Annotated in this window: 10 protein-coding genes and 1 riboswitch; of the genes, 7 read left to right on the top strand and 3 right to left on the bottom strand. The window is 72.3% G+C overall.

Annotated elements, in window-relative coordinates; translation table 11 throughout:
* Nucleotides 1–9 precede the first annotated feature (9 nt).
* Nucleotides 10–6,057 (bottom strand): Ig-like domain-containing protein, encoded by a 6,048-nt coding sequence (locus tag ACNYC2_RS15455; protein WP_419702648.1) that lies wholly within the window; start codon nt 6,055–6,057, stop codon nt 10–12.
* A 194-nt stretch (nt 6,058–6,251) separates the two neighbouring features.
* On the opposite strand from ACNYC2_RS15455, the gene ACNYC2_RS15450 reads away from it, so the two are divergent.
* Nucleotides 6,252–6,575 (top strand): hypothetical protein, encoded by a 324-nt coding sequence (locus tag ACNYC2_RS15450; protein WP_419702647.1) that lies wholly within the window; start codon nt 6,252–6,254, stop codon nt 6,573–6,575.
* Nucleotides 6,576–6,590: 15 nt separating this feature from the next.
* Here the strand turns inward: ACNYC2_RS15450 and thiE are convergent, their stop codons facing one another.
* Nucleotides 6,591–7,238 (bottom strand): thiamine phosphate synthase, encoded by a 648-nt coding sequence (gene thiE, locus ACNYC2_RS15445; protein WP_419702646.1) that lies wholly within the window; start codon nt 7,236–7,238, stop codon nt 6,591–6,593.
* Between the two features lie 83 nt (nt 7,239–7,321).
* Nucleotides 7,322–7,425, top strand: a riboswitch (TPP riboswitch).
* Here thiE and thiO point away from each other — a divergent pair.
* The 6 genes from thiO to ACNYC2_RS15415 all read left to right on the top strand — a co-directional run bounded on the left by thiO (nt 7,415) and on the right by ACNYC2_RS15415 (nt 12,641).
* Complete coding sequence (thiO, locus tag ACNYC2_RS15440) at nt 7,415–8,638, top strand: glycine oxidase ThiO (protein WP_419702645.1); 1,224 nt, start codon at nt 7,415–7,417, stop codon at nt 8,636–8,638. (Overlaps the previous riboswitch by 11 nt.)
* The gene (gene thiS / locus ACNYC2_RS15435) at nt 8,635–8,892 is read left to right on the top strand and encodes a sulfur carrier protein ThiS (protein WP_419702644.1); all 258 of its coding nucleotides are present in this window, start codon (nt 8,635–8,637) and stop codon (nt 8,890–8,892) included. Before thiO ends, thiS begins: the two co-directional genes overlap by 4 nt.
* 2 nt (nt 8,893–8,894) lie before the next feature.
* Nucleotides 8,895–9,743: a thiazole synthase gene (locus tag ACNYC2_RS15430; protein WP_419702643.1), complete on the top strand. Its 849-nt coding sequence runs from the start codon at nt 8,895–8,897 to the stop codon at nt 9,741–9,743.
* Entirely contained in the window at nt 9,740–10,999 is a 1,260-nt protein-coding gene (locus ACNYC2_RS15425) for a ThiF family adenylyltransferase (RefSeq protein ID WP_419702642.1), read from the top strand. Before ACNYC2_RS15430 ends, ACNYC2_RS15425 begins: the two co-directional genes overlap by 4 nt.
* A gap of 8 nt (nt 11,000–11,007) precedes the next feature.
* A complete protein-coding gene (locus ACNYC2_RS15420) occupies nt 11,008–11,691 on the top strand; it encodes a hypothetical protein (protein ID WP_419702641.1) in 684 nt (227 codons plus the stop codon).
* Nucleotides 11,692–11,756: 65 nt separating this feature from the next.
* Entirely contained in the window at nt 11,757–12,641 is an 885-nt protein-coding gene (locus ACNYC2_RS15415) for an HAD family hydrolase (RefSeq protein WP_419702640.1), read from the top strand.
* Here ACNYC2_RS15415 and ACNYC2_RS15410 read toward each other — a convergent pair.
* Complete coding sequence (locus tag ACNYC2_RS15410; protein WP_419702639.1) at nt 12,629–13,291, bottom strand: lytic transglycosylase domain-containing protein; 663 nt, start codon at nt 13,289–13,291, stop codon at nt 12,629–12,631. The two genes, ACNYC2_RS15415 and ACNYC2_RS15410, sit on opposite strands and share 13 nt — an antisense overlap.
* Nucleotides 13,292–13,369 lie beyond the last annotated feature (78 nt).

The following is a 13,369-nucleotide window of genomic DNA, read 5'->3' as shown; positions in this document are numbered from 1 at the left end:
GGTCAGTCGTCAGCCGACGTTCCAGCGCCTGGTCTCGTACCGGACCCCGTCGACCATGAACGCGACCTCTGTCCCGTTGTAGGTCGAGCCCATCCAGCAGGAGAGCTGTCTCGAGCCCGAGGAGCCGTTCATCGGGTACTTGGTGCTGCCCTCCCAGGTCCTGGCGTGCCCCTCGTGGATGTCGTGCCAGTAGTCCGGGCCGTTGTCGATGCGCGACGTGTCACCCGCCCAGCACGCGACCTGGCTGTTCGCGTCGAAGCCCTCCCAGTTCACCACCCAGTAGCGGCTGCTGGAGTTCGGTCCGCTGCTCGCCGCCGTCACCCAGGCCCTGGGCTGCAGCACCTGTGCCGAGTCGCAGGCCTCCTTGTACTTCCCGTTGTCGTCGGTCACCCTGACGCAGGCCTGCAGGGTCTGGCCGGGGTTGCCGTCCGCCGTCGAGGTGCCGGTCTTGCTGGTGCTGCTGATGGCCCCGGACACCTGGACCCTGGTGGTCACACCGTTGTACCCGTCCGCGTCCCACGTGAAGGACACGTTCCCGATCCCGGGGGTGGCGGTGATCGTCGGCTGGATCGGCGGACCGTACGGCGTCTGCGCGTTCGACGAGGCCGACCAGTCCGAGCAGGTGTGCGCGTTGCACGCCTGCACCTGGAACGTGTACGACGTCCCGTTGTTCAGGCCCTTGTGGGTGTACGGCGGGTTGGCGCCCGCGTTCTGGGCCGTGCCGCCGTTGGCCCGGACGTTGTAGTACCCGCCCTTGCCGTAGAAGTTGCTGGTGCGGTTCCACTGCACGTCGACCTGGCCGTCGGTGTTCGAGCCGAGCCTGGCCGTCGGGGCGCCCACCGGGTCCGGTGTGCCGTGCGGCACCGTCTCGGCGGACTCCGGGCTGACCGGCGACCGGCCTGCCTTGTTCTCGGCCTGGACCGTGTACTTGTACGCCGACTCGGTGCTCAGGTCCTGGACGGTCATCTCCAGGTCGCTGTCCGGCATCGTCCTGGTCTTGGTCCCGTCCCGGTACTCGGTCACGTAGTACCGGGAGATCGCGTCACCGTTGTTGGCCGGAGCCTGCCACCCGACGGTGATCTGACCACCGGCTGCGGTCTCCTTCCGGGTGGCGGTCGGTGCGAGGGGCTGCGCCGGCTTCGTGGCGGGAGTCTCCGCCGCGGACGGGTCGCTCCAGTCCGACGGCTGGTCCGCGTCGTTCTTCGCCTGGACCCGCACCGTGTAGGAGGTGCCGTTCTGCAGCCCCGTCCACTCGACCGGGCTGCTGGTCTGACACGTCTTCTGGGTCACGTTGTCGGCCGGTGGCGGGCTGATCTCCAGGGTGACGCACTCGATGGGGGACCGGTCCGTGTACGTCCTGTTCTTCCACGAGACCGTCAGCTTCTGGTCGCCGTCCTTGAGCGTCGGCGGCTCCGGCTTCTCCGGCTTGTTGTCGGGTCGTACCTCGGCGGACGCCGGTGACGGCGCCGAGTCGGCCACCTCGTTGGTCGCGACGACCGTGAACGTGTACTTCACGTTGTTCTTCAGCTCGTCGAACGTGCAGGTGGTCGTGGCGCACCTGTGCTCCTGACCGCCGTCGGTGCGCAGCGTGTAGCTGGTGATGTCGGCGCCGTTGTTGTTGGGCTGGTCCCAGCTCAGCACCACGGTCTCGGAGCGGACCTCCTCGATGCGGGGTGCACGGGGAGCGTCGGGCTTGCCCAGGACGGTGAGCTTCACGAAGCCGTCGACCTGGCGGTCCGGGTCCCCGGTGGCGTCCTGCACCGTGTACCGCACCGTCATGACGCCGGTGAAGTCGTCCTCGGGAGTGACGACCACCGCGGAGTCGGTGAACGACACCTCGCCACCGCCCGCCTCGCTGGCGGCCGCGACCACCTTCAGCGGCGTCCCCGGGAACGGGTTGGAGTCGTTCTCCAGCACAGGGACCGTCGACGGCTTGCCCTGGTGCGCGTTCGGCACCTTGTCGTCGGTCGTCTTCACCTCCGGCCGGGTGGACTGCACGACCTTGACGGTCAGCTCGGCGCGGACGGCCGGGTTCCGGCCGTCGGAGACGGTCATCGGGAGCTGTGCGACGGTGCCCTTGGGGACCGCCCCGACCTCGCCGATGACCGTGGTGCCGGAGACACTCATCTCGATGCCGTTCTTGCTCCCGACCCTGAAGTCCAGCGGGTCCTTGTCGGGGTCCTTGACGTAGCGCGACAGGTCGACGGTCGCCTTCTCGGCCGCCGCGACCTCGAGCACCGGGGTACCGGTGATCTTCGGCGGCTGGTTGTTGGAGGGGACGACGTCGATCGGCAGCGTCAGCACCGCGGTCAGGCCCTCGGCGTCGTCGGGGCCGGTGCCGTCGGTCACCTCGAAGCTGACCGACGCAGCGCCCGCGTAGTCCTCCGCGGACGTGTACACGAGCGTGTCGTGGTCGGTCATCGCGACCCTGCCCGCCACGGCCTTGACCGTGTTGTCCTTGGTGATCCGCGGCTTGTGGCCCTCCCGGACCACCACGTAGTCCCCGAGCTCGATGGTGAGCGGGTCACCGCTGAAGGCCTTGAGCGGGTCCAGGCCCGGCTTGATGTGCGGCCGCGCCTGGTTGCTCGGCACCCGCACGAACGCCTTGGCCTCCAGGCCGTCCATGTCGGTGACGGTGTAGGTGATGACCTGGGCGTCCTCGGTGAGCTCGACCTTGATCGTGTTCGACTCGGTGACCGTCACGCCCTCGAGGCCCGGGTCGACGCTCACGTCCAGGTCGGCGCCCACGCCGTCCGGGTCGGCGTCGTTGGCGAGCACCTTCACGGTGACGCTGGAGCGGCCCTCGACGTCGTCGGACGTCACGACGTCGTCGTACGCGATGGGGCGCAGCAGCGGCGCGTCCGGGTCGACGTTCACCGTGATCGCGCCGCTGGTGCCCGCCTGATAGGTGTCCTGGATGCCGTAGTAGAACGAGTACGGGCCTGCCTCGTCGGGCGCGGTGACGACGACGTCGTCCTCGACGGCCTTGGGCCTCAGGTCCTTGGTGCCCTCGAAGCCCTTGGCGACGAGGCTGATCTGGTCGCCGTCCGGGTCCGAGTCGTTGAGCAGCGCCGGGATGGCCACGGTGCGCTCCGGCCGGACCGTCGTCTCGTCGTCGATCGCCTGCGGTTCCTGGTTGCTCGCCGGGGGCGCCGCGATACCCACCCGGACGACACCCTGGCCGATGGCCCCGCGCGTGTCGGTGACCTGGTAGCTGAAGGTGTCGAAGCCCGTGGTGTCGGAGGCCTGGTAGTCGATGGCCCCGTCCACGATCTTGGCAGTGCCCTTGGCGGGCGCCGCCGAGATCGAGCTGAGCGTCACGTGGTCGCCGTCGGGGTCGATCCCGTCCAGCGGCAGCGGGATCCGCACGATGCCCGTGCTGAGCACCCGTGCCTCGATGTCCGGCAGCTGCGGGGCGGTGTTCTCCGGGTCGTCCTTGATGGTGATGGTGACCTGCGCGGAGTCCTTCTGGCCGTTGGCGTCCTCGACCTCGTAGACCGCATGGACGGTCTCGGCCTTGTTGCCGGCCCGGAAGCGCACGGTGTCCTCGGAGACGAAGGCCTCACCGAGCGAGGACGGCGGCGCCTCCTGCAGCTTGTCGGTGACCTTCATCGCCAGACCGTCCGGGTGGCTGTCGTTCTTCAGCACCGGGATGGTCACGACGTCGCCGACGCGCACGGTCGCCTCGTCGGGACCCGCCTCCGGCGGCCGCATCTGCGCGGACGCCGGGATGGGCACCACGCGTACCTGACCCGTGACCGTGCCCGAGCCGTTCGCGACCCGGTAGGTCACGAGGACGGGCTCGCCGAGGCGCTTGATCTCGGACACCTTCAGGATCTGGTGGTTCAGCACCGAGACGGTCACCGGAGCACCGGTGGGCACGTTGACGCCCTGCACCACCAGCACGCCGCCCGCCGGGTCGGTGTCGTTGGCCAGGACGTCGACCAGGGCGGAGCCGCCGGTCGGCAGCAGCACCTGGTCCGAGACGGCCACCGGCGCACCGGCCTCCGCCGGCGGGTCCAGCACGTCCACCCGCACCAGACCCATCGTCTGCTCGATGCCGTCGGAGATGTAGTAGGGCACGTCGTACGAGCCGGCCTGGTCGCTCCGGAACTTGAAGTTCCCCGCCGGCGTGTTCTGCGTGATGCTGGCGCCGGCCGCTTCGGCGACGCTCGTCAGCCGCAGCTTGTCGTCGTTGGCGTCGTGGTCGTTCACCATCGGGTTCACGGTGACCGGCTCGCCGGTCAGCACGGTCACGTGGTCCTGGACGGGCACCGGCGCGACGTTCGCGGCCACGACGTCCACGTGCATCTTGCCCTCGAAGGACTCGCCCTCCGAGTCCGAGACCCGGAGGTCGACGACCTTGAGGCCCGTGGCGCCGCCGCCGTCACGGAACTCGACGGTGCCGTCCGGGCGGAACCGCACCTCGTCCAGCGGGTTCGCGGTACTCGCGTTCGAGAGGTAGAGGTCGTCGCCGTCCGGGTCCTGGAAGTAGGGCAGCACCTTCATGCTGGCCAGACGGTCCTGGCCCACCTGCAGCACGGGTTCGCCGTCGGGCTGGACCGGCGGGTTGTTCTCCGTCAGCGGCACGACCCGCACGGTGGCCTCGGCGGTCGCCGTGCCGTTCTCGCGACCGTCGTCGACCTGGTACGTGAAGGTGGTCTCACCCGTCGCGCGGTCCGGCACGTCGGCCTGCAGGGCCGCGCCGCCGAGCACGCGGTTGACGGTGACACCCTCGGGCGGGGTGACGACCGAGGCCGTCAGCACGTCGCCGTCCTTGTCCATGTCGTTGCCCAGGACGTTCAGCACGGTCGTGCGGCCGGGCCGGACGCCGAACGAGTCCTTCTCGGGCACCGGCGTGTTGTTGGCCTTGTTCCGGTCGGCCACGAAGTGGTCGACCTGCATCGCGGTGGTCTGCTCCGACTCGGTCTTGTCACCGTCGCCCTTCTTGGGCTGCATGTAGTCCCAGTCGTCGACCATCTCGAAGTCGTCGGCGGCCATCCACAGCTGACCGTTCGCAACGTCGTTCAGCACGATGACGTCACGGTTGACGCGGTAGACCAGGCTCGTGGAGGCGTCCGCACCCTCCAGCGCCTGCCGGACGTCGTTGGTCTCTCCCGCGCACTCCCGGACGACCTGGCCGGGTCCCGACCAGGCACCGTAGATGCATCCGCCGAGCTGCACCGGGGCCGAGGCGACACTCGCCGGGCCGCCCGTCAGCGCGTGCAGGGTGGAGGTCCCGCCCGCCAGCGGCTGGACGACCAGGCCGTTCAGGGTCGCGACCACCACGTCGTCGGTCCCGCTCGACGGCTGCTGCAGCGTGCCCTGTGCGCCGTCGGCGATCTTGACCGTATCGCCGCCCGGCAGCACCAGGGTCCCGGACGTCTGGTCGAACACCACCGGTTCGTCACCCACCGCGGAGACCTGCACCTCGGCGTCGGCGCCGAGGGGGAGGCCGGTCTCGTCCACCTGCTCGGCGACGCCCTGCTTGGTGGTGGGGATCGTGTAGAGCTTGCCGTCGGCCGGGACGGCGAGGAAGACCGTGCCGTCGTTGCCGACGGCGAGCCTGCCGCCAGGGCCCGCCTTGACCGTGGGCTTGAGCTTGCTCTCGTCGAAGGTGGTCGAGGCGAAGGGAAGGACCCAGGCCTTGCCCGTCTCCGGGTCGTAGACGGCGGTGGTCGCGCTGCCCGAGGCGACCTGCGCTCCGGCGGGAAGCTTCATCGTGGCGTCGAGCACGAGCTGCCCCGGGTTCACCGGGCTCGCGGAGAACCTGCTCGTGCTGTTCAGGAGGACACGCTGTGCGTCCTGCTCCACGTCGAAGCTTCCGGCGCCTGCCAGCAGGACGCCGTCCAAGGCCTTCGCGTCGTAGTTGAACCGGCCGAGCTCGCCCTGCGCGGTCCGCGTCACCCACACGCCCGAGTCGTTCAGCTCGACGTCGGCTGTCGACTCGCCCTCGTACAGGAGCGCGAAGCTCAGGAGCCCCGCCCCGAAGAGGGTCACCACACCGGCCGACACCACGGATCGACGGTTCTTCAACGCGCGTGAGACCAGGCTCATGCGTCCTCCTCATTCCACGAAAGATTGCTCGCCCGGACGGCCCACACAGGCGCAACCGGAGCACCCTACCGAGTACAAAGGTGAAAAGTCGTCGAATATCGGTGGGTAGAACTACCCGGAATGACCTGTCTGTCCGTCGGGTGGTCCGGAACGACGGTTGCCCTTCTGTGGCGTGCGCCGGGAGGATGAGCGACATGACAGCCACCCCGCCTCCGGTACCCCGTCGGGGGCGCGCCGTACGTCTCGTCGTCCCGGTCCTCGCCGTCCTCGGACTCGTGCTGCTGGGCGCCGCCGCCTGGTCCGAGAGCCGTCCGTCGCCCGGGTGGTTCGCGTACGCGCCCCTGTCGGACACGACCTACGTCCCACGCGGCACCCCCGCGCCGGGGACGGCAGTGCTGCTGTCCGGCGCCGGTGCGCTCCTGCTCGGCGGTGCGGTCGGCTTCGCCGTCGGACGGCGCGGCCGGCCCGCGGCGGACGAGCACCGCCGTGCCGGTGGACCGGCGCCCGACGAGCTGTGAGATCAGGGTCGCGCGCTACCGGTCCGCGTTCGTGATCCTGCGACGCAGACCGGCAGCCGCCGCCCTCGGGTCGTCCGCCTGCGTGATGGCGCGCACGACGACGACGCGGCGCGCCCCCGCGTCGAGCACCTGGTCCAGGCGGGCCTCGTCGACCCCGCCGATGGCGAACCAGGGTGTGGCCGGGTCCTTGGCGGCGACGTCGCGCACCAGGTCGACGCCGACGGCCGGGCGCCCCGGCTTGGTCGGTGTGGCCCACACGGGTCCCACGCAGAAGTAGTCGACGCGCGGGTCGGCCTCGGCTGTCAGCGCCTGGTCGAGGGAGTGGGTGGAGCGGCCCAGCACGGGGCCGTCGCCCAGCAGGGTCTGCACCGCATCGCTGGGCAGGTCGCCCTGGCCCATATGCACCACGGGCGCACCGGTGAGCCGCGCGATGTCCGCTCGGTCGTTGACCGCCCACAGCGCGCCGTGCTCGGCCGCCACCCGGGCGACGAGCGCGTGCAGCTCGACCTCGCGGGCCGCCTCCAGGGACTTGTCCCGGAGCTGGACGACGTCGACGCCGCCCTCCAGCGCCGCGTGCAGGAAGGGTTCGAGGTCGCCGGTGTCCTGACGGGCGTCCGTGCACAGGTACAGGCGGGCGCAGGCGAGCCGGGTACGGGGATCCACGAGCGCGAGTGTAGGCCGACGCACCGACGGTCCGACGCCTTGTGCACAGGCGTCCCGGAGCGGCTGCCCGGCGGGGTTAAGGTTGTCGCGTGCACGGGAGCCCCGGACGGGGCTGAGAGGGCGCAGGGCGCCGACCGTCGAACCTGATCTGGGTCATGCCAGCGAAGGGAGAACACTTGAGCAGCCGTGCGAGCAGCCACGTGAGCAGTCACGCGTGCGACGTCCTCGTCGTCGGCGGGGGCGTCATCGGCCTGACCGTTGCCTGGCGTGCGCTGGAGGCCGGGGCGAGCGTCGTCGTCCTGGATCCCTCGCCCGGCGACGGCGCCACCCATGCCGCCGCGGGCATGCTCGCGCCGGTTATGGAGGCGGGCTTCGGGGAGGAGGCGCAGACGCGCCTGGGCACGGCCTCGCTCGCCCTCTGGCCCGAGTTCGCCGACGCGCTCGAACGCGCGGCGGGGCTGTCGGCGGGCGGCGTCGGCCTGGACACCGCAGGGACCCTGGCCCTCGCCTACGACGGCGACGACCTGGTCGCGCTGCGCCGGACCCTCGCCCTGCACCGGGAGCTGGGGCTCGGCTCGGTGGAGATCACGCCCGCCGAGGCGCGGCGGCGCGAGCCCGGCGTCGGACCCCGGGTCGCGGGTGCGGCGTGGGTCCCCGGCGACCACCAGGTGGACCCGCGTGCGGTGCACGCGGCGCTCGCCGTGGTCACCGCGCGCGCGACCCACGTGCCCCGCGCCGCTCTCTCGCTGACCTGGGCGGACGGCGCGGTCGTCGGCGCGCTCGACGATGCCGGTACCGCGTACTCGGCGGGGACCGTGGTCCTGGCCGCCGGCCATGCGAGCGCGGCCCTGTTCGCGGGCGCGCCCACCCGGCCCGTACCCGGCACGACCCTGCGCCTGGACGCCGCCGCCGACGGGTCGCCTGCGGTAGTGGTGCGCGGCACCGTGCAGGGGCGACCCGTCTACGTGGTGCCCCGCCGGGTACGGCCCGACGGGCGGCGCGAGCTGGTCGTCGGCGCGACGTCGGACGAACGCGACGACGACCACCTGACCCGCGCCGGCGACGTCTTCGCGCTGCTGCGCGACGCCCGGGCCCTGCTGCCCGAGCTCGACGACGCGGTCCTCCTGGAGGCCGTCACCCGGTCCCGGCCCGGCAGCCCGGACAACGCGCCGCTCCTGGGCCGGGCGGCCGACGGCCTCTACCTGGCCACGGGGCACTACCGCAACGGCATCCTGCTCACCCCGCTGACGGCGGCCGCCGTCGACGCGGCGCTGGGCGCGGCGCCGCGCGGTCCGGGGGACAGGGCCGCCGTCGAGGCGGCCGCCCGGTACGCGGACCCCCGCCGGTTCGCCGGTGCGGACCGCACCACACCCACGACTGAACGAGGAGGCACAGCATGACCACAGCACCGTCCACCGCACCGTCCAGCGCGTCCGGCACGGCCGTCGTCAACGGCGAGCCGTACCCGCTCGACGGCCCGCTGCCGATCGCCGACCTGGTCGCCCGCCTGCTGCCCGGCCTCGTCATCGACGGCGCGCCGCGCGGGGTCGCGATCGCGGTCGACGACGTCGTCGTGCCCCGCAGCGCCTGGGGCACCACCGACGTCCGGCCCGGCGACCGCGTCGAGGTAGTCACCGCCGTGCAGGGAGGCTGAGCATGCTGAGCACCGACGACACACCGTTCACCATCGCGGGCACGACGCTCGGATCGCGCCTGGTCATGGGCACCGGGGGAGCGGCGAGCCTGCTCGCCCTGGAGGACGCCCTCGTGGCCTCGGGCACGGAGCTGACGACCGTCGCGATGCGCCGCGTGTCCCGGCCCCGGCCGTCGGCCGACCCGGCAGCCGCCGGTGACCCGTCCGTCTGGGGGCTGCTCGAACGCCTGGGCATCCGGGCCCTGCCCAACACCGCCGGCTGCTTCTCCGTGCGCGAGGCGGTGCTCACCGCGCAGCTCGCGCGCGAGGCGTGCGCGACCGACTGGGTCAAGCTGGAGGTGATCGCCGACGACGTGACGCTCCTGCCCGACGTGATCGGCCTGGTGGAGGCCGCTAAGATCCTGGTCGACGACGGATTCACCGTGCTGCCGTACACCAACGACGACCCGATCACCGCGCGCCGCCTGGAGGACGTCGGCTGCGCGGCGGTCATGCCGCTGGGCTCGCCCATCGGCTCCGGGCTCGGCATCGCCAACCCGCGCAACATCGAGGCGATCGCCGGCGCGGCGTCGGTCCCGGTGATCCTGGACGCGGGGATCGGCACGGCGTCGGACGCGGCGCTCGCGATGGAGCTCGGGTGCGACGGCGTCCTGCTGGCGACCGCCGTGACCCGCGCGGCCGACCCGGTGCGGATGGCGCACGCGATGCGGCTCGCGGTCGAGGCGGGTCACGCCGCGGCCGGTGCGGGCCGGTCGCCGCGGCGGGAGCGCGCGCTGGCGTCGTCCCCGGTCGGGGGCCTGGTCACGGTCGGCGGCAACGTGGTCGGCGACAACCTGGACCTGGCACTGTGACCGCGCTGCCGCCGCTCGTCGAGCCCGGCCGCGAGCTGGACCGCGACGAGCTGGCCCGGTACGCGCGCCACCTGGTGCTACCCGGGATGGGTGCCGAGGGGCAGCGCCGGCTGGCGAGCGCACGCGTGCTGGTGGTGGGCGCGGGCGGCCTCGGCAGCCCCGCCCTGCTCTACCTCGCCGCGGCGGGCGTCGGCACGCTCGGAATCGTGGACGACGATGTGGTCGAGACGTCGAACCTGCAGCGGCAGGTGGTCCACGGCGTCTCGGACCTGGGCTCGCCGAAGACCGCGTCGGCACGCGCGACGGTCGCCGAGGTCAACCCGCACGTCCGCGTGGTCGAGCACCGCGAGCGGCTGACCGTCGCCAACGCGCTGGACGTGCTCTCGGGCTACGACCTGGTGCTCGACGGGACCGACGCCTTCGCCACGCGCTATCTCGTCTCCGACGCCGCGGAGGTGCTGGGGATCCCGTGCGTCTGGGGCGCGATCTACCGGTTCACGGGACAGGTCGCGACGTTCTGGGGTGCTCCGCCGGCCGGCGTCGACGGCGTGACCTACCGGGACGTGTTCCCGGAGCCGCCGCCGGCCGGTGCCTCGCCCGACTGTGCGACGGGCGGCGTGCTCGGCGCGATGTGTGGCACCCTGGGCTCGGTCATGGCCACCGAGGCGATCAAGCTCGTCACCGGGCTGGGCGAGACCCTGCTCGGGCGGCTCGCGACGTACGACGCCCTGGCCCTGACCTGGCGGCACCTCACCGTCCGGCGCGATCCGGCCCGCGAACCCGTCACAGCGCTGCTGGACAGCACCGGCACAGGTGCCGGCGACGCCGACCCCTACGCGGTGTTCTGCGGGCTGTCGCCGGCGGACGGTCCGGAGTCCTCGGACGGCGTGGCGGCCACGGTGCGGACCGGTGTGGGGGAGCTGGCGGCGCTGCGCGCGGACGGTCCGGAGCCCGCCGTGCTCGACGTGCGCGAGCCCTGGGAGATCGAGCTCGCCGCCCTGCCCGGTGCGCGGCCGGTCCCCTCGGGTGCCTTCGCCGGGGACCGCTCGGGGGCCGTGGTCGACGACGTCACGGCCTGGGCGGCAGGCCGCCCGGTACACGTGCTCTGCAAGTCCGGCGCCCGGTCCGACCGCGTGGCCCGGCAGCTGCGCGAGACAGGGCTCGACGCCCGGTCGGTCGAGGGCGGCATGGACGCATGGCTACGTGAGCAAATCGCAAGCAAAAAAAGAACAAATTTGGGGCAAATGGGGCCATAATCATCCCCATGACCCTCGCCCAGGTGAGGCCAGGCTTGTTCGGCTGGCCGGCGTTCTGGTTGATGTACGCCGCCGCCGGCAATCTCGGCGCCATGGCGGCCACTGTCGTGCTCGTGCCGCCGCTGGTCGCGCTCGGGGATTCCCCCGTGCGGCCCGTGCTCACGGTGGTCGGGACCGCCGTCTGGGTGGCCGCCGTGGTCCTGGCGGTCCGCTGGGGGCATCCGAAGATCGCGCGCTTCATCGACCGGGCGCACTTTCGCCTGACCGAGGACCACCTGTACCTCGGCCGGCGGGACAAGCTGACCGTCGACCTCCGCGACGTGACGGACGCCTGGTTCGGCATCCGCACCTCCGGCGGCTCCGCGACGAGAGCCGCGACCCGGCACGGCTACCGGGTGCTGGTGCTCCGCCTGGAGAACGGCTGGTTCGTGCCGGTCTCCCCGCCGCCGGGAATGTTCGCCGGCGGCGAGAGCGTCTCGCCGGACGCCATGCCGGTCGAGGCCGTGGTGAGCGGCGGGACCGACTTCATGAGGGCGCTGATCACCAGGCTGGAACCCGTCCTCCGGGAGGGGGAGGAGATGCCGTGGGGAATGCGCGAGCTCACCGGGCCGGCCGACGTCAACTGGGTGTACGGCCCGGGCGCGCCCCAGCTCCCGAAGGGTTCGAGGCTGCCGAACTGGACCTTCGTCTGATGGACGCGGGACGAGCGTTTCCTGGAAGTGCTGTGACATCCGGGCGCCCGGTGCGTCTGAGAGGTATGACGCCGACGACAGGTACCGTGACGCCGTCCACCACCGACCCGCAGCGGGCGACCGTGCCCGTTCCCGGAACCTTTACCGGAAGTGGCGCCGAAGCCGGCGCCCTGATCGCGCTCGACATCGACGGCACCCTGTCGGCGGGCGGCATGGTCGTCCCCGCCGTGACCGTCGAGGCAGTGGGGGACGTGTGGCGGGCCGGACACGAGGTGGTGCTGGCCTCGGGCCGGTCCCTCGTCGGCGTTCTGCCCGTCGCCCGCCGGCTGGGTATCGACCCGGGCTGGGTCGTCGCGTCCAACGGGGCGGTGGTCGCGCGGGTCGGTGCCGCCCTGTCCGGCGGGTTCCGGCTCGAGACGGTGCACGCCTTCGACGTCGAGCCGGTGATCCGCCTCGCTCGCGCTGCCCTTCCCACCGTCCAGGTGGGCGTCGAGGAGATCGGCTGGGGCTACCGGGTCAACCGGTTCTTCGACCCGAGGCTGGTGAACGGGGAGCAGCGCGGTGTCCCCGACCCGGAGCTGTGGGACGTTCCCGCGTCACGCGTCATCCTCCGGGGCGCGGGCGTCCTGGACCTGATCGAGCCGCTGCGCGCGCTGGGTGTCACCGCGACCCCGGCCGGCCCCGACTGGGTGGACGTCACACCGCGCGACGTGAGCAAGGCGACGGCGCTGGAGCGGATCCGCGAGCGGATCGGCGTGGACCCGAGGTGGACCCTGGCCGTGGGAGACGGCGTCAACGACCTGGAGATGATCGCGTGGGCGGCCCGCGGCGTCGCGATGGGCCACGCGCCCGCGGCCGTCATCGATGCCGCGGACGAGGTCACCGGGACCCTGGCGGAGCACGGCGTCGCCACGGTGCTCCGCACGCTGACCCCGCGTCACGAGGCCTGAGGTCGCTCCGCGTACGAACCGGCGAGGTCGGCCACGTCGTTGGCGTACGACACCGAGCGGTTGTACGCCGCCAGCGCCGTGGTCCACCCGTCGTCGGTGGTGACGTCGCCGCCGCTCTCGCACAGGTAGTGGGCGGCGGTCAGGGCCGCGTCGTCGATCTGGTGCGGATCGGCTTCCCCGTCGAGGTTGCCGTCCACCGCGTGGTCCGCCCAGGTGGCCGGGATGAACTGCATGGGGCCGACGGCGCGGTCCCACTCCGCGTCCTCGTCGAGCTCGCCGTCGTCCGTGTCGGTGATCGCCATGACGCCCTCGCTGCCGTCCAGCGGGATGCCGATGATCGCCGGCCGCACCGCGCCGTCGTCGTCGGTGCGCGCCCCGAGGTAGGTGCCGTGCACCGACTCGACCATGCCGATACCCGCGAGCGTGTTCCACCCGATGCCGCACTCGGGCTGCGTCCGCGCCAGCCGCAGGGCCGCGCCGGCGTACGCCGCCAGGGCTCGTGGTGGGATCTCGGTGCGTTCCGCGGTGTCCGCGAGCCAGCTCCCGAGCGCCAGCTCCGCGAGGGGGACCTCGGCCATGTCGCCTCGGCCGGCTGCCTCGGGAAGCTGCTGGAGCGGCGCGGGTGCGTAGGTGAGATCCGGCCACGTCATCCCGCCGGCGCCGCAGCCGGTCAGCAGCAGCGCGGTCGCGAGCGCGACGGTCCAGATTCTTGGTCTGACGGCGATGAT

Source organism: Promicromonospora sp. NFX87 (assembly GCF_048564965.1).
Taxonomy (GTDB): Bacteria; Actinomycetota; Actinomycetes; order Actinomycetales; family Cellulomonadaceae; genus Promicromonospora.
This window is presented reverse-complemented; position numbering and strand designations above follow the sequence as displayed.

Coding starts and splice junctions, on each gene's coding strand:
- ACNYC2_RS15415 (WP_419702640.1), top strand. CDS start 11,757: ATGACGCCGACGACAGGTACCGTGACGCCGTCCACCACCGACCCGCAG.
- thiS (WP_419702644.1), top strand. CDS start 8,635: ATGACCACAGCACCGTCCACCGCACCGTCCAGCGCGTCCGGCACGGCC.
- ACNYC2_RS15455 (WP_419702648.1), bottom strand. CDS start 6,057: ATGAGCCTGGTCTCACGCGCGTTGAAGAACCGTCGATCCGTGGTGTCG.
- ACNYC2_RS15430 (WP_419702643.1), top strand. CDS start 8,895: ATGCTGAGCACCGACGACACACCGTTCACCATCGCGGGCACGACGCTC.
- ACNYC2_RS15450 (WP_419702647.1), top strand. CDS start 6,252: ATGACAGCCACCCCGCCTCCGGTACCCCGTCGGGGGCGCGCCGTACGT.
- ACNYC2_RS15410 (WP_419702639.1), bottom strand. CDS start 13,291: ATGACGTGGCCGGATCTCACCTACGCACCCGCGCCGCTCCAGCAGCTT.
- ACNYC2_RS15420 (WP_419702641.1), top strand. CDS start 11,008: ATGACCCTCGCCCAGGTGAGGCCAGGCTTGTTCGGCTGGCCGGCGTTC.